Annotated in this window: 18 protein-coding genes and 1 other annotated feature; of the genes, 13 read left to right on the top strand and 5 right to left on the bottom strand. The window is 63.8% G+C overall.

The genetic code is table 11. From position 1 onward, the window contains the following. Positions 1-101: 101 nt before the first annotated feature. Both ACB039_RS09005 and ACB039_RS09000 read right to left on the bottom strand, forming a co-directional pair. Positions 102-2,012 carry an ATP-dependent DNA helicase gene (locus ACB039_RS09005; RefSeq protein WP_371165528.1) on the bottom strand — a complete coding sequence of 637 codons (1,911 nt, stop codon included), beginning with the start codon at positions 2,010-2,012 and terminating at the stop codon, positions 102-104. A gap of 66 nt (positions 2,013-2,078) precedes the next feature. Beyond that, entirely contained in the window at positions 2,079-2,324 is a 246-nt protein-coding gene (locus ACB039_RS09000; RefSeq protein ID WP_270823529.1) for a hypothetical protein, read from the bottom strand. Between the two features lie 185 nt (positions 2,325-2,509). Continuing rightward, positions 2,510-2,634, top strand: a sequence feature (His leader region). A 28-nt stretch (positions 2,635-2,662) separates the two neighbouring features. Between ACB039_RS09000 and hisG the strand changes: the two genes are divergently transcribed. The 11 genes from hisG to hisIE all read left to right on the top strand — a co-directional run bounded on the left by hisG (position 2,663) and on the right by hisIE (position 17,427). Further along, positions 2,663-3,559, top strand: a complete 897-nt coding sequence (hisG, locus tag ACB039_RS08995) for an ATP phosphoribosyltransferase (protein WP_005324991.1) — start codon at positions 2,663-2,665, stop codon at positions 3,557-3,559. 12 nt (positions 3,560-3,571) lie between these two features. Further along, positions 3,572-4,882: a histidinol dehydrogenase gene (gene hisD / locus ACB039_RS08990; RefSeq protein ID WP_270823528.1), complete on the top strand. Its 1,311-nt coding sequence runs from the start codon at positions 3,572-3,574 to the stop codon at positions 4,880-4,882. Then, on the top strand, positions 4,879-5,979 hold the full coding sequence (hisC, locus tag ACB039_RS08985) for a histidinol-phosphate transaminase (protein ID WP_005324996.1): 1,101 nt from the start codon (positions 4,879-4,881) through the stop codon (positions 5,977-5,979). The genes hisD and hisC overlap by 4 nt, the downstream gene beginning before the upstream one ends. Positions 5,980-5,991: 12 nt before the next feature. Continuing rightward, the gene (hisB, locus tag ACB039_RS08980) at positions 5,992-7,125 is read left to right on the top strand and encodes a bifunctional histidinol-phosphatase/imidazoleglycerol-phosphate dehydratase HisB (RefSeq protein WP_371165527.1); all 1,134 of its coding nucleotides are present in this window, start codon (positions 5,992-5,994) and stop codon (positions 7,123-7,125) included. Beyond that, positions 7,125-7,748, top strand: coding sequence for an imidazole glycerol phosphate synthase subunit HisH (hisH, locus tag ACB039_RS08975; RefSeq protein WP_041205736.1), 624 nt, complete (start codon positions 7,125-7,127; stop codon positions 7,746-7,748). Before hisB ends, hisH begins: the two co-directional genes overlap by 1 nt. A 5-nt stretch (positions 7,749-7,753) precedes the next feature. After that, positions 7,754-8,488: a 1-(5-phosphoribosyl)-5-[(5-phosphoribosylamino)methylideneamino]imidazole-4-carboxamide isomerase gene (gene hisA / locus ACB039_RS08970; protein WP_043129925.1), complete on the top strand. Its 735-nt coding sequence runs from the start codon at positions 7,754-7,756 to the stop codon at positions 8,486-8,488. 143 nt (positions 8,489-8,631) lie between these two features. Beyond that, complete coding sequence (locus ACB039_RS08965; RefSeq protein WP_226172800.1) at positions 8,632-9,741, top strand: two-component system response regulator; 1,110 nt, start codon at positions 8,632-8,634, stop codon at positions 9,739-9,741. After that, entirely contained in the window at positions 9,734-11,884 is a 2,151-nt protein-coding gene (locus tag ACB039_RS08960) for a PAS domain S-box protein (RefSeq protein WP_043129922.1), read from the top strand. The genes ACB039_RS08965 and ACB039_RS08960 overlap by 8 nt, the downstream gene beginning before the upstream one ends. Further along, positions 11,881-15,849, top strand: a complete 3,969-nt coding sequence (locus tag ACB039_RS08955) for a PAS domain S-box protein (RefSeq protein WP_371165526.1) — start codon at positions 11,881-11,883, stop codon at positions 15,847-15,849. Before ACB039_RS08960 ends, ACB039_RS08955 begins: the two co-directional genes overlap by 4 nt. A 176-nt stretch (positions 15,850-16,025) precedes the next feature. Next, complete coding sequence (hisF, locus tag ACB039_RS08950) at positions 16,026-16,799, top strand: imidazole glycerol phosphate synthase subunit HisF (RefSeq protein ID WP_226172794.1); 774 nt, start codon at positions 16,026-16,028, stop codon at positions 16,797-16,799. Further along, on the top strand, positions 16,792-17,427 hold the full coding sequence (gene hisIE / locus ACB039_RS08945; protein ID WP_371165525.1) for a bifunctional phosphoribosyl-AMP cyclohydrolase/phosphoribosyl-ATP diphosphatase HisIE: 636 nt from the start codon (positions 16,792-16,794) through the stop codon (positions 17,425-17,427). The genes hisF and hisIE overlap by 8 nt, the downstream gene beginning before the upstream one ends. A gap of 93 nt (positions 17,428-17,520) precedes the next feature. Here the strand turns inward: hisIE and ACB039_RS08940 are convergent, their stop codons facing one another. The 3 genes from ACB039_RS08940 to ACB039_RS08930 all read right to left on the bottom strand — a co-directional run bounded on the left by ACB039_RS08940 (position 17,521) and on the right by ACB039_RS08930 (position 20,438). Beyond that, positions 17,521-17,841 carry a hypothetical protein gene (locus tag ACB039_RS08940; RefSeq protein ID WP_161507167.1) on the bottom strand — a complete coding sequence of 107 codons (321 nt, stop codon included), beginning with the start codon at positions 17,839-17,841 and terminating at the stop codon, positions 17,521-17,523. Between the two features lie 66 nt (positions 17,842-17,907). Beyond that, on the bottom strand, positions 17,908-18,606 hold the full coding sequence (locus ACB039_RS08935) for a YafY family protein (RefSeq protein ID WP_201035492.1): 699 nt from the start codon (positions 18,604-18,606) through the stop codon (positions 17,908-17,910). 209 nt (positions 18,607-18,815) lie between these two features. Beyond that, a complete protein-coding gene (locus tag ACB039_RS08930) occupies positions 18,816-20,438 on the bottom strand; it encodes an acyl-CoA synthetase (RefSeq protein WP_371165524.1) in 1,623 nt (540 codons plus the stop codon). Between the two features lie 359 nt (positions 20,439-20,797). On the opposite strand from ACB039_RS08930, the gene ACB039_RS08925 reads away from it, so the two are divergent. Continuing rightward, the gene (locus tag ACB039_RS08925; protein WP_371158269.1) at positions 20,798-21,325 is read left to right on the top strand and encodes a glycine zipper 2TM domain-containing protein; all 528 of its coding nucleotides are present in this window, start codon (positions 20,798-20,800) and stop codon (positions 21,323-21,325) included. Between the two features lie 267 nt (positions 21,326-21,592). Further along, entirely contained in the window at positions 21,593-24,511 is a 2,919-nt protein-coding gene (locus tag ACB039_RS08920; RefSeq protein WP_371165523.1) for an AAA family ATPase, read from the top strand. Positions 24,512-24,921 lie beyond the last annotated feature (410 nt).

Below are 24,921 nucleotides of genomic sequence, written 5' to 3'. Positions count from 1 at the left end.
GCAGAGGGCGCCTGGTATGCGGCCTGTCAGGCACAAGCGCCCCGCGCGAAAAAATGCCCCAGGGTAGCCAGCTCCCACGTTCTGGTAAATAACCTGCCGAGTTACTCGCCGCGGTCAAAGAAACTCCCCAGCGACCCTAACTCCCGGGTGCGAGGGATGGCGGGCAGACTCTTGATGAAGGTGGCGCCATAGGGCTTGTTGACCATACGCGGATCACAGATGACCAGCACGCCGTGATCACTGCGATCACGAATGAGCCGCCCCACCCCCTGTTTCAAGGCAATCACCGCCTTGGGTAGCTGCAGCTCGGCGAAGGGATCGCCCCCCTTGAGCTTGCAATCATCCACCCGCGCCTTGAGCAGCGGATCGTCCGGGCTCGCAAACGGCAGCTTGTCGATGATAACACAGGACAATGCCGCCCCTCGCACGTCGATCCCCTCCCAGAAACTGCTGGTGGCCACCAGCACGGCGCGCCCGTTCTCGACAAACTCCTTGAGCAGCCGCTGCTTGTTGTCCTCTCCCTGCAAGAGCACGGTGCGGCCGATTTCCCGGCGCAGCACCTCAGCCACCTGACGCATCACCTGATGGCTGGTGCAGAGGAAGAAGCAGCCCCCCGGCGTCTTGTTGATAAGGGGGATCATCAGATTGGCCAACTGTTCCCCCCGCCCGAAGGCATTGGGTTCGGGCAGGAAGCGCGGCACACAGAGCCGCGCCTGCTCGCCATAGTCGAACGGGCTGTCGAGGATAAGCTCGGCGCTGCCAGCGAGCCCCAGCTCAGCCTTGAAGTGATCGAAACGGTTGTCCACCGTCAGGGTAGCGGAGGTAAAGATCCAGGCCACCTCGGGCTTTTGCACCTCGGCGCCAAATCGCTCGGCCACCGACAAGGGGGTGAGATTGAGGGAGAAGTGCAGCCGGGAGCAGTCATACCAGTAGGAGAAACCGGTCTGATTGACCGCCAGCACCTCCCCAAGGCGGGTGCGCAGCTCGCAGACTCGCTCGAAGGCGTGATCCAGCTGCTCGCCACGGCCGAGCGCCAGTTTCAGCACCTCGTAGCAGAGCCCGATGGCGTCGTTGAGACGAGCCAGGGCCTGGCCCCAGAGCGGCTGGCGCAGGATATCGCGGGTATTGCCACGCCCCCCGTCTATCCCGAAGGCGAGGCGCAAGTCCTGGCTCGCGATGGAGAGCCTGTCCGCCGCCTTGCCAAGCTGCCCCATATCGTGGGCCTCGGCCCTGTAGGCGAGCTGGATGTCCTGCGCCAGATCCAGGATGGTGCGGCTGCCCACCGACTTGCCAAAATAGTTGGTGGCGATCTCCGGCAACTGGTGCGCCTCGTCGAACACATAGACCTGCGATTCGGGCACCAGTTCGCCAAATCCCGTGTCTTTCACCGCCATATCGGCGAAGAAGAGATGATGATTGATCACCACCACCTGGGCATCCATGGCACGGCGGCGGGCCACCACCAGATGGCAGTCGTCATAATAGGGGCAGTCGCGACCGAGGCAATTGTCATTGGTGCTGGTGACGTGGGCGAGGATCTCGGCGTTCTCCTGCAGCCCCGGAATGTCACCCACATCACCGTTATCGGTGGCCGTGGACCAGGACTTCACCTTGACCAGATCGCTGAGGATCTCGGGCTTTTGCAGGTGGGATTCGCTCAGGAGGCGGTTCATGCGCTCGATGCAGAGATAGTTGCTGCGCCCCTTGAGCAGGGCCACTGGCGGGGTGTAGGAGAGCGCCCCCGTGATGGTGGGGAGATCCCGGTAGAAGAGCTGCTCCTGCAGGTTCTTGGAGCCGGTGCTGATCACCACCCGCTTGCCGGATTCCAACGCCGGCACCAGGTAGGCGTAAGTCTTGCCGGTGCCGGTGCCCGCCTCCACCAGCAGGCGGCCGCCACTCTTGATGGCGCGCGCCACCGCTTCGGCCATCTCCAGTTGCGGCGCACGGGCCTTGAAGCCGTCGATGTGGCTGGCCAGAGGGCCATCTGGCTTGAACAGGGTCTGGATGGTCAAAGGAGCGTCCCGCGCAAAAGCGGCCATTATGCCAAAAGCACGACGAAAGCGGGACTGATAATGCGTTCAGACGAAGAGATCGATCTGATGGTCCGGATCCGGCTTGTGATCATCATCCTGCACCTTTGGCTGATCACGCTTGGCCGGAGGGTACCCCTGCTGGTGCTGCTGGGCGCCGCCACCATTGTCGGTGCCAATCTTGCGCAACTGATGTTTCTGGCTGATTTGGGTCACCTCCCGCTTGATGTCGTCGGGGCTCGGGGTCGACGGTGCGCGCGGCAAGATGGGAAATAACAGATCCTGGCTGGGCATGGTGATCACTCCTCAGGTTATCTTGATTAGTTATCGACCAGAAAACCGTTTTCCCCACTTTAATCGGGCAAAACACAATTTCAGGTTGCATTTTCCGTCAAGGCAGGTAGTTTAAATCAGGCGTCAACTACGACATCTTATTTGTAAAGGATTGATTACATGAAGTTCACCCTGCTGAAGACTCATCATCACCATCATCATCCCGACTAGTCTTTCAGGAGGTTGACTGCTGGAAGACACTTAACTGGTGACTTCCAAAAGGACCGCAAGATTCATAAACCCTCGGAAGCACACACTTCCGAGGGTTTTTTCGTTTTTGACTAGAAGGAAATCGAGCAATGGAAACACAACGTCTGCGCATCGCCATGCAAAAATCCGGTCGCCTGAGCCAGGACTCCCAGGCCCTGTTCAAGAGCTGCGGCCTCAAGATCAACCTGCGGGAACAGCGCCTCATCGCCCACGTGGAAAACATGCCCATCGACATCCTGCGGGTGCGTGATGACGACATCCCAGGGCTGGTGATGGAAGGGGTGGTCGACCTTGGCATCATCGGCGAGAACGTGCTGGAAGAGGTGCAGCTTATTCGCGCCTCACAGGGACTCCCCTTCGAGGTCAAAACCCTCAAGCAGCTCGACTTCGGTGGCTGCCGCCTCTCCCTAGCGGTGCCGGAAGACGTCACCTACACAGGGCCGGATAGTCTGGCAGGCAAGCGCATCGCCACCTCCTACCCCGGGCTGCTCAAGCGCTTCTTCGACGAGAAGGGGCTCGGCTTCAAGAGCGTGATGTTGGGTGGCTCGGTGGAAGTGGCCCCCCGCGCGGGACTGGCCGACGCCATCTGCGATCTGGTCTCTACCGGCGCGACCCTGGAGGCCAACGGCCTCAAAGAGGTGGAGGTAATCTACCGCTCCAAGGCTGTGCTGGTACAGGCCCCCAACCCCTTGAATGAGGCCAAGCAGAAGCTCATCGACAAGCTGCTGCCCCGCATCCAGGGGATGCAGCAGGCCCGCGAGAGCAAGTACATCATGCTGCACGCCCCCAAGGACAAGCTCGATGCCATTACCGATCTGCTGCCGGGTGCCGAGCGCCCCACCATCATGCAACTGGCCGGTGACACTAACCAGGTGGCCCTGCACGTCGTCTCCAGCGAGACCCTGTTCTGGGAGACCATGGAGCAGCTCAAGGCCCTCGGCGCCAGCTCCATTCTGGTGCTGCCCATCGAAAAAATGATGGAATAAGGAAGGGACATCATGCAGACCCTGATCTGGAAGACCCTCTCCCTCGCCCAGCAGGCCGATGTGCTGACCCGCCCCGCCCTCAACGATGAGGCGGATATCGGCGCCGTGGTCAAGGAGATCATCGCAGCTGTGCGCAGCCGGGGTGACGATGCGCTGCGCGAGCTGAGCCTGCGCTTCGAGCGCGCCCCCCGTGAGCAGTTGCGCGTCAGCGAGGCCGAGATCGAGGCCGCCTGTGCGCGCCTGGATGACGGCATCAAGGGTGCCATCGAGGCGGCGATTGCCAACATTCGTACCTTCCACGCCGCCCAGGTGCAGCCAGTGGTGCGTGTCGAAACCCAGCCCGGTGTGGTGTGCGAGCTGCGCACACAGGCCATCAGCCGGGTCGGCCTCTACGTGCCGGGGGGGAGCGCACCGCTCCCCTCCACCGTGATGATGCTGGCCATTCCGGCAGGCCTGGCCGGTTGCCGTGAGGTGGTGCTCTGCACCCCGTCCCCCGCCAGCGACGAGATCCTGTTTGCCGCCCGCGCCTGCGGCGTCGAGAAGGTGTTCGCCATCGGCGGCGCCCAGGCCATCGCCGCCATGGCCTACGGCACCCAGAGCATTCCCAAGGTGGACAAGATCTTCGGCCCGGGCAACGCCTACGTGACCGAAGCCAAGGGCCAGGTCTCCCGGGACTGGCGCGGCGCCGCCATCGACATGCCGGCCGGCCCCTCCGAGGTGCTGGTGATTGCCGACGAGAGCGCGAGCCCCGCCTTCGTGGCCGCAGATCTGCTCTCCCAGGCCGAGCACGGCCCCGACAGCCAAGTGGTGCTGGTCACCACCTCGCCGCTCCTGGCAGACGCCATTGCCGGCGAGATCAAGGGCCAGCTGGCCCAGCTCAGCCGCCGCGACATCGCCGCACAGGCGCTCGGCAGCAGTCTGGTGATCCTCTGCGACGATCTGGACGAGGCCTGCGCCATCTCCAATGCCTATGCGCCGGAGCACCTGATCGTGCAGACCAAAGCGCCACGGGAACTGCTGGATAAACTCGAGAACGCCGGATCCATCTTCCTCGGGGCATGGACGCCGGAATCGGTCGGCGACTACGCCAGCGGCACCAACCACACCCTGCCCACCTACGGCTATGCCCGCACCTGTTCAAGCCTGGGGCTCGCTGATTATCAGCGTCGCTACACTGTGCAGGAGCTGAGCATCGAGGGGATCCAGGGCCTTGGCCCCATAGTCCAGCGCATCGCCGATGCGGAGGGCCTCGATGCCCACAAGAATGCCGTGACCCTGAGATTGAACGCACTTTCAAACCAGCAGCAAAAGGATTTGTCATGAGCATCGCCAATCTGGCTCGCCGCGTGGTGCGGGCCCTCACCCCCTATCAATCCGCCCGCCGCATCGGCGGTCAGGGTCACGTCTGGCTCAACGCCAACGAGGCCCCACTGGCCTACCCCTTCACCATCGAGGGCAATCGCCTCAACCGCTACCCCGAGTGCCAACCTGCCGAGGTAGTCAACAGTTATGCCGCCTACGCCGGTGTTAATCCGGATCAGGTGCTGGTGAGTCGTGGCGCCGACGAGGCCATCGAGCTGCTGATCCGCACCTTCTGCGACGCCGGTGAAGATCAGATCCTCATCTGCCCCCCCACCTACGGCATGTACGCCATCAGCGCCGAGACCTGTGGCGTCGGCATCGTCGAGCTGCCGCTCACCGCCAGCCGTCAGCCGGACTGGCCCGCCATCGCGGATCGGCTCTCCGACGTGAAACTGGTGTTCCTCTGCTCCCCCAACAACCCCACCGGGGATCTGGTGGGCCGCAAGGGGCTTATCGCCCTGCTGGAGAAGGCTCGGGAACGCGCCATCGTGGTGGTGGACGAAGCCTACATCGAATTCTGCCCGGAAAGCTCAGTGGTGGATCTGCTGGCCCAATACCCCAATCTGGTGGTGACCCGCACCCTCTCCAAGGCCTTTGCCCTGGCGGGGATCCGCTGTGGCTTCACCCTGGGGGATCCGGAGGTCATTGCCATGCTGGCCAAGGTAATCGCCCCCTACCCCATCCCCGAGCCCATCGCCCAGATTGCGGCCCAGGCGCTCTCCCCCATGGGGCTATCGCTGATGCAGGAGCGGGTGCAGGAACTCAACAAGCAGAAGGCCCTCATCAAGGCCGAGCTGCTCCGGCTTGCCTGCGTGAAAGAGGTGTTCGAGGACAAGGGCAACTTCGTGCTGGTGCGTTTCAATGACGGTGCCAGCGTCTTTGCCGCCATGAAGGCCGCCGGCATCATACTGCGGGACTTCTCCACCAAGCCGGGCCTGGACAACAGTATCCGCATCACCATCGGCTATCAGGGGGAGATGGATGCCGTGATCAACGTGCTGCGAGATCTGTCACTCAACGCCCCCTCAGCCAGCAACCAGACTGCCGCCAGCATATAAGGAAGTAGCCAGATGAAGACCCCGTTTTTGTTTATCGACCGTGACGGCACTCTGATAGAAGAGCCGGTGACCGACAAGCAGGTGGACAGCCTCGCCAAGCTGCGCTTCGAACCCATGGTGATCCCGGTGCTGCGCGAGTTGCAGGCCGCCGGGTACGTGCTGGTGATGGTGACCAATCAGGATGGGCTGGGTACCGCCAGCCTGCCGCTGGAGAACTTCCAGCCCCCTCAGGATCTGATGATGCACCTCTTTGAGTCCCAAGGGGTGAACTGGGAGCAGGTGCTGATCTGCCCCCACTTCCCCACCGACGGTTGCAACTGCCGCAAGCCCCACCTCGGACTGGTGAAGGAGTACCTCGCGTCCGGTCGTATCGACTTTGCCAACTCCTTCGTCATTGGCGACAGACAGACCGATCTGCAGCTTGCCGAGAACATGGGCATCCGCGGCATCCGCTACCACCCGCAGGATCACGATTGGCTCGCCATCCGTGATCAGCTGCTCGCCAAAGGGCGCACCGCCGAGGTGGAGCGCTACACCAAGGAGACCCGCATCCAGGTGGCGGTGAACTTGGACAAGAGCGGCGGCAACCAGATCGCCACCGGCATCGGCTTCTTCGATCACATGCTGGATCAGATAGCCACTCACGCGGGCTTTCGCCTCAAGCTGAAAGTCAGCGGCGATCTGCATATCGACGATCACCACACGGTGGAAGACGTCGGGCTGGCCCTGGGTCAGGCCCTGCGCCAGGCCCTTGGCAACAAACGCGGGATCGGCCGCTTCGGCTTCGTGCTGGCGATGGACGAGGTGCAGGCGGTGATCGATGGTCGTCCCCGCGAGGGCGACCAGGCTCCCTCCCTGACCGAGCTGGACGTGGCCACCGCGCTGGACTTGAGCGGTCGCCCCTACTTCGTGTTCGACTGCCCGAGCGGCTTTGGTCGCGACAGCGTGGGTGAGATGGCCACCGAGATGGTGCCCCACTTCTTCCGCTCCCTGTCGGACGCCATGGCCATCACCCTGCAGATGAAGGTGGGCAGCGGCAACACCCACCACCAGGTGGAGGCGCTGTTCAAGGGCTTCGGCCGTGCCCTGCGCCAGGCCATCCGGGTGGAAGGGAGCGAACTCCCTTCCAGCAAGGGGGTGCTGTGATGACGAACCAGAAGCTGGTCATCATCGACACCGGCTGTGCGAACCTGGCTTCGGTGCGCATGGCGTTCGAGCGCCTTGGCGTGCAGCCGCAGGTCTCCTGCCAGACCGCCGACATCGAGCAGGCGGACAAGCTGATCCTGCCCGGGGTGGGCACTGCGGTGGCCGCCATGAAGAATCTCAATGAACGTAACCTGGTGCCCCTGATCCGCGCCGCCAAACAGCCGCTGCTGGGCTTTTGCCTCGGCATGCAGATGCTGGCACAGGCCTCCGAGGAGAACATGATCGCCGATGGCGACTCAGGCCAGCTCATCGACTGCCTCGGCATAGTCCCTGGCAGGATCCGGCTGATGGAGGTGGACAATCTGCGCCTGCCCCACATGGGCTGGAACCAGATTGAGCACGATGAGACCCATCCCCTGCTCAAGGGGATCCAAAGCGGCAGCTACTTCTACTTCGTTCACTCCTACGCCCTGGAGGTGACCGACGCGACCCTGGCCACCTGCGACTATGGCCAGCCCTTCACCGCCATCGTCGGCCGTGACAACTTCTTTGGCGCCCAATTCCACCCGGAGCGATCCGGCTCGGCCGGTGCCCGTTTACTGCAAAACTTTCTGGAGCTGTAACAAGGATGATCATTCCCGCAATCGACCTCATCAATGGTCAGGTAGTCCGACTCTATCAGGGGGACTACGGCCAGAAGACCGCATACAGCAGCAGCCCCCAGGCCCGCTTCGACGACTATGTCGCCCAGGGGGCGGAGCAACTGCACCTGGTGGATCTGGACGGCGCCAAGGATGCAAAAGCCCGCCAGCTTGCCCTCATCACGGCGCTGCTGGCGACCACCAGGGCGCCGGTGCAGGTGGGTGGCGGCGTGCGCAGCGAACAGGACGTGGCGGACCTTCTTGCCGCTGGTGCCAATCGGGTGGTGGTCGGCTCCACCGCGGTCAAGTCCCCGGAACTGGTGGCGAGCTGGATGGAAAAATATGGCCCCGAACGCATCGTGCTGGCCCTGGACGTCAATATCGATGCCCAGGGCAAGCGCCAGATCGCGGTGGCCGGCTGGCAGGAGAACAGCGGGGTGACTATCGAGGCGCTGATCGAGCGCTTCCTCCCCGCCGGGCTCAGGCACGTGCTCTGCACCGACATCAGCCGGGACGGGACGCTCTCGGGCAGCAACGTCGAGCTCTACCGGGATCTCTGCGCCTGCTACCCGAGCGTGGCGTTTCAGGCCTCCGGCGGCATCGGCGGTCTGGCCGACATCGAGGCGCTCAAGGACACCGGCGTCAAGGGGGTCATCCTTGGCCGCGCGCTCCTCGAGGGCAAATTTTCGGTGAGTGAGGCCATCACCTGCTGGAATGAGTGATCATCGGGTGATCCAGGGGAGCCTGTCCGGCCATCAGCGCCGGAACAGGCACCTCTTCTGCCGGGAGCCAGCGGCAAGTCCTTATAATCTGGAAGCAATTGACTCTATACTCGGTCTCATCGAGATAACGTCACGGAAGGCTTATGTTCACATCTCACTGTGCCACCATCCTCATCGTCGATGACTCTCCCGAGAACCTGATGGTGCTGACCGAGTTGCTCTCTCCCAGTTATCGGGTGCTCGCCGCCCAGAGCGGGGAGAAGTGCCTGCGTATTGCGAGCGGCAAGACGAGGCCGGATCTCATCCTGCTGGATGTGATGATGCCCGGCATGGACGGCTATGAGGTGCTCAAGCATCTGCGCATCAACCCCGACACCCGCCGCATCCCTGTGGTGCTGCTCACCGCCCTCGCCGATCTCCAGAGCGAAGAGTACGGCCTGTCGCTCGGCGCCGCCGACTACATCACCAAACCCATCAAACCCGCCATCGTCCAGGCGCGGGTGCGCACCCAGCTGGAGGCCAAGCAGGCCCGGGATGGTCTGCAAGATCAGAATGCGGCCCTGGAGGCCGAGGTGGCGCGCCGGATGACGGAGAACGATCTGATCCAGCAAGTCTCCATCCGGGCGCTGGCCCATCTGGCGGAGATCCGCGATCCCGAAACCGGCAATCACATCCTGCGTACCCAGGCCTACGTAAGGTTGCTGGCGAGCGCCCTGGCCAGCCACCCCCGCTTTAGCGACACCCTGACGCCTCGTTACATAGATCTGCTGAGTCGCTCGGCCCCCCTGCACGACATCGGCAAGGTCGGCATTCCCGACCATATCTTGCTCAAACCGGGCAAGCTGACCCCCGAGGAGTGGCAGACCATGCGTACCCACGCCAAACTCGGCAGCGATGCCATCGAGGAGGCCGAGCAGGATATAGAGCAACCATTGGCCTTCCTCACCCTGGCCAAGGAGATAGCCCACTGGCACCACGAGAAATGGGACGGCAGCGGCTACCCGGACGGCCTGCAGGGCGATGCCATCCCTCTCTCGGCCAGGCTGATGGCGCTGGCAGATGTGTTTGACGCCCTTATCAACGTCCGGGTCTACAAACCGGCCATGTCCTATGAGGAGGCCCGCGCCCTGATCCTCTCCGGCAGCGGTCAGCATTTTGACCCTGACGTGGTGGCGGCCTTTGACAGCCACTTCGAGCAGTTCGTCATCATCGCCGAGCGTTATCAGGATGGCGCCGAGGCACCCCATGGCTGAGCAGTCTCCCCTGACCCGAGCCCACGTGCTCAACGTGGTACTCACCTATGCCGCCGTGGCAAGTCTGTGGATCCTGCTGTCGGACAAGGCGGTGGAGTGGCTCTTCAGCACCCCGGCCCAATTCGCCCTGGCCAGCACCATCAAGGGCTGGCTCTTTATCCTCATCACCGCGCTCATGCTCTATGTCATGCTGCGCCGCCGCATCAATCAGTCCACGGCCAGTCCCCGGCTCTCCGGGCGCCAGTGGCTGCCCATCCTATTGCTCAACAGCCTCATTCTGGCCCTGGCTATCATGGCCATCGCCCAGAACATCGGGTTGACCCGGGACAAGGAGGTCGCCCGACTTGAAACCATCGCCGATCTCAAGAGCAGGCGCATCACCGAGTGGCTGGGCAACCGGGAACAGGATCTTCGTCAGATCCTCGACAACCCGAGTTATGGTGCCCTCTCTCTCTCCGGGCAGAGGGACAGGCCATCCGATGAACAGACCCAGCGGCTGATCGAGTTCATCTCGGTGCGGGGATTCGATGGCGCGGCCCTCTTCGACCGGACCGGCCAGGCCCTGTGGCAGACTCCGGGGGCGAGCATCATGAATGCCACGTTGCGCGATGCCCTGACACGGGCGACAGCAGGCAAGGTGCTCAGGGTCGGGCCTTATCTGGATGAACAGGGCCAAACCAGGTTCGACTTCCTGACGCCCCTGGCCACGGCGGCGGAGCCGGCGCCCATCATAGTGCTGCAGATAAGCGGCAGCCACTGGGTAAACCAGATCCTCAACCCCTGGCCCATCCCCGACAGCAGTGGCGAAGCCACGCTGTTTCGCCAGCACGCAGACCAGGTGCAGTATCTGAGTGACCTGCGCTATCGCCCCGACTCGGCCCTGCGCCTGCAGCTTCCGCTCCATCACAGCACCCTGTTGGCGGCCCAGTATCTGCGCCTTGAGACCGGACAACGAAAACCCGGGGTGCTTTCCGGTATGGATTATCAAGGCATAGCGGCCTTTGGCGTCGTCTATCCGGTCGCGGGTACGGATTGGTTCCTGCTGACCAAGATAGACAAGGCCGAGCTCAACCAGGCCAGTTTCAAAGAGAGCATCTGGATCGGTCTCATCACCTTGCTGGTGCTCTTCGTCACCAACGCCGGCATCATCTTGCTGCGCCAGCACACCCGACTGCTGATGGCTGAACAGATCCGTCATTCCCAGACGCAACGGCTGCAGGCATTGCAGCTGCTCTCCGCCATCGCCGACAGCTCGGAAGATGCCATCTTTGCCAAGGACAGAGAGGGCAGATACATACTGTTCAATCGCGCCGCCAGCCAGTTCGTGGGCAAACCGGCCGCCGAGATGCTGGGCCAGGATGACATGGCCATCTTCCCGCCCGAGCAGGCCAAGATGCTGATGGAGGCAGGCCATCGGGTGATCGAGAACAACCGGGTGCAAACCGAGGAGGAGTACCTGACCCTGCCCGGTGGCGATCGGGTGTTCCTCGCCACCAAGGGGCCGCTGCAAGACAACGACGGTCAGGTGATCGGCATCTTCGGCATCTCCCGCGACATCACGGGCTTCAAGCGTGCCGAGGCAGACCTGCGGGAGCGGGAGGGGCTGTTTCGCGCCCTGGTCGAGCAATCGCTCGCCGGCATCTACATCATCCAGCAGGGCAAACTCTGCTACATCAACCCCTGTTTTGCCCACCTGTTTGGCTATGACTCGCCCGGCGCACTGCTCGGCGTCGGCACCCTGCAAGCCCTGGCAAGCCCAGAGGACAGCGACCGGGTGGCCGAGCTGGTGCTGCACTGCGAGCAGGAGGGCGGCGACATCCATACCCGCTTCAGCGCCTTGCACCACGGCAGTCAGACCCTGGAGGTGGAGCTGTACGGGCGGCGTGTCGACTATCGCGGTCAACCCGCCCTGCTCGGGCTCTTGCTCGATGTCACCGAGCGGGAACAGGTCGAGCAGGCCTTGACACATCAAGCCATGGAGCTGCGCCAGCAAAACGAGGAGCTCGAGCGTTTCAACAAGGTGATGGTGGACAGAGAACTCGCCATGCTGACCCTAAAGCACCAGATCAACACACTCTCGCGCCAGCTCGGGCTGGCACCGCCCTACCCCCAGGCTCCCATGCCGCCGGAGGAGCATCCATGATGAACCGACCGCAACTATGGCTCGTCCGCCCCTCCACCCAGCGCTGGGGCGTCTGCCTGCTGGCCCTGCTACTGCCCATCCTGATGTTGCAGATCCGGGTCCAGCTACCCATCGCCTTTGGCGAGCGGCCGCTGCTGGTGCTCTTCATGCTACCCATCATCATCTGCGCCCTGCTGGGGGGCTTGCTGCCAGGCCTGCTCTGTACCCTGATCAGTGCCCTGGCCACCGCCTATTTCCTGCTGCCCCCGGTCTATGAGCTGACCGTGGCAACCGGTCAGGATCTCGTACAGTGGGGGATCCTGATCGCCAACGGCATCCTCGTCAGCCTGCTCAGCGCCGCCATCCACAACTCCCGCGCCCGGGAGATCCAGCGCTGGCAGGAGCTGATTAGCACCCAATCTCGCCTGCAACAAAGCGAAAATCGCTTCCAGGCTACCTTCGAGCAGGCTGCGGTCGGTATCGCCCTGGTCTCTCCCGATGGGTGCTGGCTGCGGGTCAATCAGCGCTTGTGCGACATACTGGGCTACCACGCCGATGAGCTCATGGGCATGAGCTTCCAGCAGATCACCCACCCGGACGATCTCTTGATTGACCAACACTATGTGGCCCGGATGCTGGCAGGCGAGTTGCCCCATTACACCCTGGAAAAGCGCTATCTGCACAAGAGGGGTGACGTCATCTGGACAACCCTGACGGTAGCCCTGGTCAGGGATCTCGAGGGCGAGCCCGATTACTTCATTTCCATCATCGAGGACAATCAACAGAACAAGGAGACCGAGGAGGCCCTGCGTCGCAACGAGGGGATCCTGCGGGAATCCCAGCGACTGGCCAAGATTGGCAACTGGCGTTGGCGCATCGACGACGACAACCATTTCTGGTCGCCGGAGATCTATCGCATCTATGGGCGTGACCCCGCCCTGCCCCCTGCCGTCTATCCCGAGGTGAAAAAATACTTCACCCAGGAGGGCTGGCACACCATCTCCCAGTCCGTCGAGCGCTGCCTGCGTGATGGGTTGCCCTATGAATGTGATGCCAGCGTCATCAACGAGCAGGGGAACGCCGTCTGGGTCATCGCCCGTGGCGCGGCCTTGCGGGACGGTGACGGCCATATCGTCGAGCTCTATGGCACTGTGCAGGACATCACGGAGCGCAAGCTGACCGAGCAGCAGTTGCTGCACAATCAGCAGACGGCCCTCGATACCCAGCGCCGCGCCCGCCTGGCGGCACTGAACCTGATGGACGATGCCATCAGTGCCAGGGTCCGAGCCGAGTCCATCAGCAGCGCCCTGCGCGAGAGCGAGCAACGGTTGCTGATGGCTCAGGAGGGCGCCCACGTCGGGATCTGGGAGTGGGACATGGTCAATGATCGCCTCTTTTTCTCCCCGGAATGCGCCCACCTCTATGGCCGCACCACCGAGCAACTCGCGACGTTTCACGCCTGGCAGGCTTGCCTGCACCCGGACGACAGACCCCGTATCGACCCCTTGCTGGCTGAGCTGTCGGCCAGCGACAAACCCTTCGAGATAGAATTCCGGATCCTGCTGCCAGACGGTGACATGCGCTGGCTGGTGAGCAAGGGCAGCGTCTATCGGGATGCCCGCCAGCGTCCGTTGCGCCTGCTCGGCATCCATCTTGACATCACCGAGCGCAAGCAGGCCGAGCAGCAGTTGCGCCAACTCTCCCTGGCCTTGGAGCAGAGCCCGGATGGTGTCTTCATCACGGATACCCAGGCGCGCATCGAGTATGTCAACGCGGCCTTTCTGGCCATCAGTGGCTACCGGCAGGACGAGGTCATCGGCCAGACCCCCGCCCTGCTGCGCTCCGGCCTCACCCCCAGGGCGACCTATATCGCCCTGCGGGATGCGATTAATCAGGGTCAACGCTGGCATGGAGAGTTCATCAACCGGCGAAAAGACGGCTCCCACTATCAGGTGCTGGCCACTGTCTCCCCCATCCGCCAGGAGAGCGGGATCGTGACCCACTATGTGGCGGTACAAGCCGACATCACCGAGAAAAAGCAGCTCGGCGAGGAGCTCGATCAGTATCGCTACCACTTGGAGGAGATGGTCGATGAGCGCACCCTGCAACTGGCCCAGGCCCATCAGAGAGCCGAGAGCGCCAACCGTGCCAAGAGCGCCTTCCTGGCCAACATGAGTCACGAGATCCGCACCCCCATGAACGCCATCCTGGGGCTGACCTACCTGCTCAAACGCGACACTCCGGACAGCACCCAGCACGAGCGGCTGGAGAAGATCGATCACGCCGCCCAGCACCTGCTCACCATCATCAATGACATCCTGGATCTCTCCAAGATCGATGCGGGCAAGATGGCGCTCGAGCAGGGCGACTTCTCCCTCACCGCCATGCTGGACAACGTCAGTGCCCTGGTGAGCGAGCAGGCCCGCACCAAGGGGCTCACCATCATGGTCGATATGGGAGACTCGCCCACCTGGGTCCATGGCGACATTACCCGCCTGCGCCAGGCACTGCTCAACTATGCAGCCAATGCCATCAAGTTCACCGAACAGGGGGCGGTCACCCTGCGGGTGCGGGTGGCGCGTCCACTCGCCAGCGGTTACCTGCTGCGCTTCGAGGTGGAGGACACCGGTATCGGTATCAGTCCGGAGCAGCGCGAGAAGCTGTTCCAGGCGTTCGAGCAGGCCGATGTCTCCACCACCCGCAAATACGGCGGCACCGGCCTCGGACTCGCCATCACCAGCCGGCTCGCCGCCCTGATGGGGGGGGAGGCTGGCGTCAGCAGCACCCTTGGCCAGGGGAGCTGTTTCTGGTTTACCGCCGCGCTCTCGGCAGGTCAGGGGGAAGTGCCGCAGCCGAGCCCGCTCGTGCAGAGCGTGACGCAGACCTACTTCCCTCACCACGCCCGGGTACTGCTGGTGGAAGACAACGCCATCAACCGCGAAGTGGTGCTGGAGCTGCTTTGCAACAGCGGCCTCGTCATCGAGACCGCCGTCAATGGCCAGGAGGCGCTGGAGCGCGTCCGCCAGCACGCCTTCGATCTCATCCTGATGGACATACAGATGCCGGTGATGGATGGTTACGATGCCACGCGCGCCATCCGTACCCTGCCCGGCCGGGAGCTGCTTCCTATCCTCGCCCTGACGGCGAGTGCCTTTGAGGAAGACCGAAAGGCATGTGAATCTGCCGGCATGAACGATTTCATCACCAAACCCGTCACCCCTGCCAAGTTGTTTGAGGCCCTGCAGCGCTGGCTGCCGAGCAACGGGATGGTGGAGCCCGAGCATCAGGCGCTGTCCCACGACATGCAGGCAGGCCCCCTCGCCCACCTGCAGAGCTTCCACGGGCTGGACCTGCAGCAAGGGCTGACGGCACTGCAGGGCAATCAGGACAAATACATCGCGCTGCTGCGCTACTTCGCCAGCGAGCATGGCCAGGACATGACCCTGCTCGGCCGTCACCTGCAAACGGGGGATAAAACGAGCGCTACCCGGCTGGTTCACACCCTGCGCGGGGTCGCGAGCACCCTTGGGATGGTGGATCTCGCGCAGCAATGCCTGCAGCTGGAGCAAACACTCGCGGGGGATGACCCTGAGCCGACCGCCCTGATGGCGGCCATTGACGGGGCCTTGACTGCCCTGCACGACCGGTTGGGGGAGGAGGTGCCCGCCCACGCGGCGGAGCTCATCCCCCTTGGCAGCCAGTGGCAACGGGCGCTGCGCCACCAGATGGAGGCATTGCTGGTGCAAAGCGATACCGCCGTGATCCCGCTGTTCGAGCAGTATGCCGCCCCCTTGCGGCTCATGCTCGGGCCACGCAGCGAGACCCTGGCCAGGCAGTTGAAGACATTTGACTTCGACGGCGCCCTGCTCACCCTTCGCCAATGCGAGGGCGCATATGAGCCCCAAGCTGAGGCCGTACCCTCACTCACCGATGGCCCTTCGCTGCCCCCGGGCCCGGTGAAGGGAGACAAAGGGTTGAATCACTGAATAAAGTCATGCATATAGTGTTGGTTCCCCCGGGGCCGCGCCGCCCGATGAGCGCGCCGTTTCCCGCTCAGGATCCTGCAGTGAAAGCATGCCAACCGCTTTTCCGTTCGCCGCCTGATCCTGCATCACCGGCAGAACGATGTTTTTTTAACTGTGCTTTACATGGAGCAATGAGCATGCTGTCAAAGCGTATTATCCCCTGCCTCGACGTCAAAGATGGCGTGGTGGTCAAGGGCGTGCAGTTTCGCAACCACGAGGTGATGGGCGGCATCGTCGAGCTCGCCCGCCGCTACGCCGAGGAGGGTGCCGACGAGCTGGTGTTCTATGACATCACAGCCTCGAGTGACGCCCGTGTGGTGGACAAGAGCTGGGTGAGCCGGGTGGCCGAGGTCATCGACATCCCCTTCTGCGTCGCCGGCGGCATCAAGAGCGTGGAGGATGCCCGCCAGATCCTGGAATTCGGTGCCGACAAGGTCTCCATCAACTCCCCGGCCCTGGCCGATCCCACCCTGATCACCCGGTTGGCGGAGCGCTTCGGCGTGCAGTGCGTGGTGGTGGGCATCGACTCCTATTTCGACGCGCAGAGCGGCGAGTATCAGGTCAAGCAGTTCACCGGTGACGAGAGCCGCACCCGCACCACCAGCTGGACCACCCTGGAGTGGGTCAAGGAAGTGCAACAACGCGGCGCCGGCGAAATCGTGCTCAATGTGATGAACCAGGACGGCATGCGCCAGGGCTATGACCTTGAGCAGCTCAAACTGGTGCGGGCCATCTGCAAGGTGCCGCTGATTGCCTCCGGCGGCGCCGGGGCCATGGAACATTTTCGCGATGCCTTTACCCTTGCCGACGTGGACGGCGCCCTGGCGGCGTCCGTATTCCACAAGGGCCTTATCCCCATTCCCGAATTGAAACGCTGGCTGAAAAACGAAGGAGTCGCCATCCGTGAATAATCAAGCAGTAGACAATGCATTGCCCCTCGCCGAGCGCCTGGACTGGGACAAGTGTGACGGCATGATCCCCGCCATCGTCCAGCATGCCGCGAGCGGCGAAGTGCTGATGCAGGGCTTCATGACCCGCGAGGCCCTGGAAAAGACCCAAACCACCAGCCAGGTCACCTTCTTCAGCCGCAGCAAGCAGCGCCTGTGGACCAAGGGCGAGAGCTCGGGCCATGTGCTCAAACTGGTCGCCATCACCACCGACTGCGATCAGGACTCCCTGCTGATCGCCGCCGACCCGGTCGGCCCCACCTGCCATCTGGGCACCCCGTCCTGCTTCGACGGTCACCCACTGCCACCGCTCGGCTTCCTCGCCGAGCTCGAGCAGATCCTGGCATCACGCAAGGGGGCCGACCCGGCCACCAGCTACACCGCCAGCCTCTATGGCAAAGGCACCAAGCGCATCGCCCAGAAGGTGGGTGAAGAGGGGGTGGAAGTGGCCCTGGCCGCCATGGCGAAAGACAGGGAAGAGCTCATCAACGAATCCGCAGATCTGCTCTACCACCTGACAGTGCTGCTGCAAAACGAAGGGCTGGGTTTGAAAGATGTGGTGCAGCGCCTTTATGAGCGCCACACCAAGTAATCGTTGAACTCATCTCGACAAAACGGGCCCTCAGGGGCCCGTTTCATTTCATGGTCGCCACCCTGCCAGGTGATGGCAGGCTCAGCGTTTCTTTCAGCCGATGCGGGTCCAGAAGCTCATGTTCACCGAGTTGCGGTCAAGCAGAGTCAGATACTCCCCTGCCACCTCATTGTGCAACCACTGCTGGCAATAGGCTTCGACCAGTGACTGGCTGGGCGCCATCACCAGGTCGGCATAGAGGCCGTCGGCGCCGCGCAGCAGGCAGTGCACGATGAGCTCGGATTGCTGGACAAGAAACTCGGACTCGACCCGTCGTGACAGAGCAAGCAGATCCGCCTCCGTCACCCCTTTCCTGAGCCTGAAGGTGGCAAACTCGACACCCCCTGTCCCCTGCATGTCGCCATTGATGATCATCTAGTTCTCTCCGTTGTGGATGGTCTGGAGAAACCAGCATAACGAAGGGCTACTGACAGCCTTGTGTCAGTCCCCAATGGCTTTCTTACCGTCAACATCCTCAGCAGCGAATGCATCCGACTGTCGCAGGGCAAGGTAATCGGCCAGGGTCACACCGGGGGGAGCGCTTTCCCCCTGGCGGCACAACGCCAGGGTATCGATGCGATCCACCCTGAAATCCCGGTAGGCTCGACGCAGCGCGCACCAGGCGCCAAGTGTCCAGCATCCACCCCAGTAAAAGAGCCCCAGAGGATAGAGATGGCGCCCTGTCCTGCTGGCCTTGGCATCCTGGTAGCCTATTTCCAGCCAGTGCCCGGCCGTGATGGCGTCGTGCAACCTGTCCCAGCGAGCGTATACCGGATGCTCCGTACGATAGTCCGGCACCCGCACCACGGGGTCGCGAGTCGCCTGGACGTCCTTTGCTGGCAGGGCAGCCTCTATCTTGGCGAGCAGGGATCGCGCCGGGTCGGCCATCCCCTTGCCGGTCAGCACTGCCACCAGATTCACCCCGGTGATGAGGGCTTCCAGTTCGGCAGCACTCAACTGCAAGGGCGCCATCTCGAAACCTTCACTCAGCCGATAACCCAGCCCGGCTTCACCGTAAACCGGGATACCCGCCAGGGAGAGATCGTCCATATAGCGGTAGATGGTGCGCTCAGAGACACACAGACGCGTCGCCAGCTCGCGGGCGGTCAGGGGCTGGTGAGCCCGCAACAGGTTGGTCAATTGGAACAGTCGATCCGATTTTCTCACGGGCATCCTCAGGCCAGCGGGACGTGGAGGGCATGGTAAGCCGGGATGGGCTCGAAAGGCACGCTTTGTTGGCCAGTAGCCTTTACCTGCCCCGGCCGCTCTCGGCAGAGCCTCGTCCCCAGAGGCCGCGAAAAGCAGAACGGGCCCTTGGGCCCGTTGATTGGATGACGACTCCACCTGGGTCACTCCAACTGCTGGCGCAGCATAAATTTTTGCACCTTGCCGGTGGAGGTCTTGGGCAGGGGGGTGAAGATGATGCGCTTGGGGACCTTGAAGTGAGCCATCTGCTCGCGGCAGAACGCGATCAGCTCCGCCTGGCTGAGCACCCGGCCCTCTTTGAGCTTCACAAAGGCGCAGGGCACCTCCCCCCACTTCTCGTCCGGCATGGCGATCACCGCGGCCTCGTCCACGTCCGGGTGGCGATAGAGCACGTCCTCCACCTCCAGGCTGGAGATGTTTTCCCCGCCGGAGATGATGATGTCCTTGGATCTGTCCTTGATCTCCACGTAGCCGTCCGGGTGCCAGACCGCCAGATCCCCGCTTCGAAACCAGCCCTCCGCCATCGCCTCTTCGCTCGCCGCCGGGTTCTTGAGGTAGCCCTTCATGACGATGTTGCCGCGCAGAAATATCTCCCCCAGGGTCTTGCCATCCCGGGGTACCGGCTCGCCGCTGACGGGGTTGGCCACCCGCATCTCCCCCTGCAGCGGCGAGGCCACCCCCTGGCGCGCCTTGAGCCGCGAGAGCGCCGTGGCATCCTGTCCCTGCCAGTTTCGCTGGGGCTCGCACACCACGCAGGGGCCATAGGTTTCGGTGAGGCCATAGACGTGGGTCACGGCGATCCCCATGGCCTCCATGCCGGCGATCACGGTGGCGGGCGGCGCCGCCCCCGCCGTCATCGCCTTGATGGGATGACTGAGCCCCAGTTTTAGCGCAGGATCGGCATTGTTGAGCATGTTGAGGACGATGGGGGCGGCGCAAAAGTGGCTCACCCTGTGTTCGTGCAGCGCCTCATAGATGGCGCCCGCCTGCACGTGGCGCAGGCAGACGCTCACCCCGGCGGTCGCCGCCAGAGTCCAGGGGAAGCACCAGCCGTTGCAGTGAAACATCGGCAGGGTCCACAGATAGACGGGGTGCTTGGGCAGCTCCCAGGAGAGCACGTTGTTGATGGCATTGAGATGGGCGCCGCGATGGTGATAGACCACCCCCTTGGGGTTGCCCGTGGTGCCCGAGGTGTAGTTGAGCGAAATCGCCTGCCACTCGTCCGCCGGCAGCCAGCCTGGCTCCAGCTCATCCCCCGTGGCGACGAAGGCCTCGTAGGTCAGCTCGCCGACAAGCTCCCCCTCCCGAAAGAGGGGATCGTCGATGGCGATCACCAGGGGCTGGCGCTCGATCAGGGAGAGCGCCTTGCGCACCACGGCACCAAACTCCCTGTCCACCAGCACCACCCTGCTCTGGGCGTGCTGAAAGATGAAGGCCATGGACTGTGCATCGAGCCGGGTATTGATGGTGTTGAGCACGGCGCCGATCATGGGCACCCCGAAGTGAGCCTCGAACATGGCCGGCACATTGGGGGCGACGACAGAGACCGTATCCCCCTCACCGATGCCGCGGCGGCGCAGGGCCGAGGCGAGCCGGCGGCATCGCACCTCGGTCTGGGCCCAGCTCTGGCGCAAGGGACCGTGGACCAACGCCGGGTAGTCGGGGTAGACCCGAGCCGCCCGGGCCAGAAAGCTCAAGGGGGTCAGTGCCTCGAAATTGGCAGCGGTTTTCTCAAGACCTGTCTCGTAGATGTTCTGGCTTGTCATCGGGTTCCTTCCTCATCGGGGTGCAAAGCGGCGGTGCAGCCGTGAACGCGCCCTGGCATCGTGCCGGCGGCGGCTTTCTGGTACTGAATGCAAGGGTATCAAGGGGCTCTGGGGGCAGGTATTAGCAAAACGTCTTAGGCAGGCCCGGCCCCACGGCTGCTGGTCTGCGCCCTCAGACCGCCCTCTCTTTTGTCGCCAAACACAGACGCCTTTTTGCCGCGGTCATTTTTTGCGCAGTCAGGCCTTGTCGCAGACCCGGGCCCCTTTGCTTGAGTGGGGGCAGCAAAATGACAAGAATGTTCACAGGCCCCGAGAGCGGGCAATCACAGTAGACAGGAGTTAAAGAGATGAACAAATCCATGTTGGCAGGTGTCGGGATCGGTATTGCCTCTGCGCTGGCATTGTCGGCGGCAGCCAGCGGATCCCTGTTTTCATCAGAGCCCCAGTTTGCCGAGGTGCTGGCCAGCAAACCGGTGACCGAAACTATCAAAACGCCGCGCCAGGAGTGTCGCAACGTCACCGTCACCCACCGCAAGCCGGTGCAGGATGAACACAAGATCCTGGGCACAGTGGTCGGCGCGGCCCTCGGGGGCGTGGTGGGCCACCAGTTTGGTGGCGGCAGCGGCAAGAAGGTCGCCACCGCCGCGGGTGCCGTCGCCGGCGGCTATGCGGGCAACCAGGTGCAGGGCAACATGCAGGCCGGGGACACCTACACCACCACGGAACAGCGCTGCAAGACGGTACAGGATAGCAGCACCCGCACCCTGGGCTATGACGTCACCTACCGCCTCGCCGGTCAGGAAGGGGTGATCCGCATGGAGAAACAACCCGGCCCCACCATCCCGGTCAAGGATGGCAAGCTGGTACTGAGCAACGTGCAGGGTTGATTCTCCGTTAGGAGCGCCCTGCCATGGAGAAGGCCCACCCGACGAGGTGGGCTTTTTTCATGGTGGCGGGATCCCGGCGGCCATCCATGTGAAGAGTCATGTGGAAAACCCTGATAATTCAACGAAATAGGTTTCATAAGATCCCCTTTCTCGCGCTTGACCCACCCCATTCCTCCTATACTCACCCTGTTTGCGTTTTATCTTGACCACGACAACCGGCTGACTAAGATGTTTCCGATTGCCAGCCTGCGGTATAACGGTTTGAATATGTCAAAGATATCAAGTACATCGCCCCTATTGCATGTCCGCTTTGGCGACTTCGAACTAGATGAGCGAAATGCGCGGCTGCTGCGCCATGGCCACGCGGTTCCTCTCTCCCCCATCCCGTTCAACCTGCTCTGCACCCTGGTCCGCGAGCATGGCCAACTGCTGACCAAGGATGAGTTGCTCGACAGGGTATGGGGCCACCGTTTCGTGAGCGCCTCCGTCCTCAAGGGGGCCATCAGCGATCTTAGGACCCTGCTGGGGGACGATCCCCGTCAGCCCAGCTTCATTGAGACCCTCCCGCGCCGCGGCTACCGCTTCATCTGCCCGCTGCAGTCCCAGCAGAGCGATTGCCCCCCCGCCATCAGGGCGCTTCCAATCCGGCAACAAGGGGTCCCTTTGGGGATGTTTGTCGGCCGAGGGGAGGCGCTGGCACGCTTGCAAGAGGCCTGGCAGCGGGCCGCTCAGGGTCTGCGTGCCATCGTCTGGGTCGCGGGAGAACCGGGGATCGGCAAGTCGACCCTGATCGCCCACTTTTGCGCCGGGATCCCCCATGCCCTCTGGGTACGGGGGCAATGCGTGCAGTTGCACGGGGCGGGTGAGCCCTATCTGCCAGTGCTGGAAGCCATCGCCGAACTCTGCCGCCGCAATGAGGAGGCGGTCTCGCTGCTGCGCAGCGTGGCCCCGACCTGGCTGCTGCAACTGCCCTGGCTCTGCGCCCCGACGCAGCGCGAGACCTTGCTGCATGAACTGGTCGGCGCCCATCCCCAGCGCATGCTGCGGGAGATGAGCGAGTTTCTGGATCGCTACACCGAACGGCGGCCGCTGCTGCTGATCACCGAAGATCTGCACTGGGGCGATCCCTCGACCCTCCAGCTCATCGACTACCTCGCCCGCCGACCCGGTCACAGCCGCCTGATGTGGCTGGGCAGCGTCAGACCGGACGAGCCCCTCGCCACCGATCATCCGCTCCACGCCCTCAGGCAGGCGCTGCTCGGGCAGGGGCTGAGTGAGGAGATAGGGCTGCTCCCCTTCAGCCCGCAGGAGGTGGCGACCTATGTGAGCGAACGGATGCCGGCCATGATGGCCGCCCCCGGGCTTGCCCTCGCCCTCCATGAACGCACCGGCGGCGTCCCGCTGTTCGTCGCCGCCCTCGCCACCGAGGTGATGAGCCGGACGACTCATGGGGACGACACCGAGCCCGCCAGCCTGGTTCGCCGGGTGCTGCCCGAGAGCCTGGGCGCCCTGATCGATCACCATGTGGCCAGACTCCCCGAGCAGCGGCGCCAGTTGCTCGCCGCTGCCGCCGTGCTGGGTACTCGGGTCCAGGTCGACGCCCTGGCGTTGGTGCTCGATTGCGGCCTGATGGAGATGGCGCAGCGGTGCGAGGCGCTGATCCGGGAGCGACTCTGGTTGATGGCGTCCGCCCCGAGCGAGCCAGCCGAAGGGGCCAGCCGCTGCGTCCTGTTTCGCCATCAACTGTTTCGCCAGCGCCTCTATGATGGCCTCTCAGCCCCCCTGCGCGGGGCGCTGCACGGCAAGATAGGGAGCACCCTGGAGGCGCTGCGCGCCGGTGGCCAGGAGGTGACCGCCGCCGAGCTGGCCATGCATTTCGACCTTGGCCATGCCCCCATCACCGCCCTTGGGTACTATGCCGAGGCCGCCGAGGCTGCCCTGCTTCATCTCTGCCCCGCCGAGTGCATGAGCCTGACCGCCCGGGGGTTGACCCTCATCGAGCAGCTCCCCGAGAGCGCGTCACGCCACGCCCTGGAGATCACCCTCGCCACCCTGCGCGGCGCGGCCGCCTTCCATACCCTGGGGGCCGGGGAGGAAGCCCTCCTTGCCTACCAGCGGGCCGCCGACCGGCTGGCCGAGGTGCCGGCTCACCCCATGGCCGGCCTGGCGCTCCATGGTCTGGGTTTCCTCCATGCGCTGCGCGCCGAATACCCCGAGGCACTGGCCGTCGCCGCCCGCGCGCGCGCCCTCGCCGCCGCCCAGGCGGATCCCCTGCTGATCCTGGCCGCCTGCACCGTGCAGGGCCAGGCGCTCATGATGCAGGGCCACCATGGCGCGGCCAGAGAGACCCTGGAGCGGGCCCTGCCGCTGCTCGAGCAGGCTCAGGCCGGGGCCGAGCACGGCCTCATAGGCTTTATCGCCGATCCGCAGGCGACGGTACTGGCCCTGCTGAGCCTCTCCCTCGCCCAGCTCGGCCTGTTTGCCCAGGCCCGGGAGCGCCTGGCACAGGCCTATGCCCGCGCCCACCGGCTGGCCCAGCCGATGGCGCTGATGATCACCCTCTGGTGCGATGCCCTGTGCGGGATCCGGCGCGGCGATGTGGCAAGGGTGGCAGCCCTGGCCGGCGAGATGCGCACCCTGGTCGATGAGTTTGCCCTCGCCCAGGGCCAGGCGCCCTGCCGCTGGTTCCAGGGCTGGGCTGACACTCAGTGGGGCCGACCCCGGGAGGGGGCGCACCAGATCCGCCAAGCCTACCTGGATAACCGGGCACTGGGGATGCTGTCTGGGGGCAGCGAGACCCTGGGCTACCTCGCCGAGGCCCTGGTGCTGCAACGAGAGTGGCGCCAGGCGCGGGAACAGCTGGATCAGGCATTCGCCCTGGTGCGGCGCCACGGTGAACGCATTGCCCTGCCACAACTGCTGCTGATCCAGGGGGCGATCGCACAGGCCGCCGGCGATACCCTGGGCGCCGCCACCTCGGCCCGTCAGGCGTTCGAGGAAGCCCAGGCCCAGGGCACCCCCTGGCTGGCCTTGCTGGCGCTGGTCACCCTGTGCACATACCAGACCCCGACCCGGGCCGAGTGGGACACCCTCGCCGCCCTGACGGCCCAGCTCGCCGAGGCGGGGGATACCCCCCTCCTCGCCCAGGCAAGCCGCCTTCTCGCCTGCGGGCCAACCGCCAGATGATCCCCGGGTGCCGGCCGTCACGCGGCCTCACCCAACCTCTACTCTTCCCCCCAGAGCCCGCCATGGCCATAACCTTACTGCCGGGGGGCGACCCGCGTCCCCCGGCGGCCACCCCGCGTCATGGGCCGACGCTGACTCCCGCGGCCGGCGAAAAGGGGCCTGACCCATTTCCGACCAAAGCCTGACCGCTTCCTGACCCCTGACGGGGCGCGCCTTGCTACGCTGACCATCCTGTTTCGCACCATGGATGACGCGAGCGTGACCCTGTCTCCAGCCCCCTTCACTGCCGGCACTGTGTCCGACGAGGATGGCGGTGCGCCGCACCCTTGCTCCGGCCTGGCGGCGTGCGAGCCAGCGTCCACTCGCCTCCCGGCGAAATGACCCCATCTCTGCCAACCAACGAGGAATTG

The organism is Aeromonas sp. S2(2024) (genome assembly GCF_041402505.1).
Lineage (GTDB): Bacteria > Pseudomonadota > Gammaproteobacteria > Enterobacterales > Aeromonadaceae > Aeromonas > Aeromonas media.
The sequence above is the reverse complement of the archived record's forward strand: the minus strand, read 5'-3'. Positions and strand labels throughout refer to the sequence as shown.

Bases quoted from the DNA above. Each gene is read 5' to 3' on its own strand.
- hisC (WP_005324996.1), top strand. From the start codon at position 4,879: ATGAGCATCGCCAATCTGGCTCGCCGCGTGGTGCGGGCCCTCACCCCC.
- hisA (WP_043129925.1), top strand. From the start codon at position 7,754: ATGATCATTCCCGCAATCGACCTCATCAATGGTCAGGTAGTCCGACTC.
- hisF (WP_226172794.1), top strand. From the start codon at position 16,026: ATGCTGTCAAAGCGTATTATCCCCTGCCTCGACGTCAAAGATGGCGTG.
- hisH (WP_041205736.1), top strand. From the start codon at position 7,125: ATGACGAACCAGAAGCTGGTCATCATCGACACCGGCTGTGCGAACCTG.
- ACB039_RS08925 (WP_371158269.1), top strand. From the start codon at position 20,798: ATGTTGGCAGGTGTCGGGATCGGTATTGCCTCTGCGCTGGCATTGTCG.
- ACB039_RS08920 (WP_371165523.1), top strand. From the start codon at position 21,593: ATGTCAAAGATATCAAGTACATCGCCCCTATTGCATGTCCGCTTTGGC.
- hisB (WP_371165527.1), top strand. From the start codon at position 5,992: ATGAAGACCCCGTTTTTGTTTATCGACCGTGACGGCACTCTGATAGAA.
- ACB039_RS08960 (WP_043129922.1), top strand. From the start codon at position 9,734: ATGGCTGAGCAGTCTCCCCTGACCCGAGCCCACGTGCTCAACGTGGTA.
- ACB039_RS08930 (WP_371165524.1), bottom strand. From the start codon at position 20,438: ATGACAAGCCAGAACATCTACGAGACAGGTCTTGAGAAAACCGCTGCC.
- ACB039_RS08940 (WP_161507167.1), bottom strand. From the start codon at position 17,841: ATGATCATCAATGGCGACATGCAGGGGACAGGGGGTGTCGAGTTTGCC.
- hisG (WP_005324991.1), top strand. From the start codon at position 2,663: ATGGAAACACAACGTCTGCGCATCGCCATGCAAAAATCCGGTCGCCTG.
- hisD (WP_270823528.1), top strand. From the start codon at position 3,572: ATGCAGACCCTGATCTGGAAGACCCTCTCCCTCGCCCAGCAGGCCGAT.
- ACB039_RS08965 (WP_226172800.1), top strand. From the start codon at position 8,632: ATGTTCACATCTCACTGTGCCACCATCCTCATCGTCGATGACTCTCCC.
- ACB039_RS08955 (WP_371165526.1), top strand. From the start codon at position 11,881: ATGATGAACCGACCGCAACTATGGCTCGTCCGCCCCTCCACCCAGCGC.
- ACB039_RS09000 (WP_270823529.1), bottom strand. From the start codon at position 2,324: ATGCCCAGCCAGGATCTGTTATTTCCCATCTTGCCGCGCGCACCGTCG.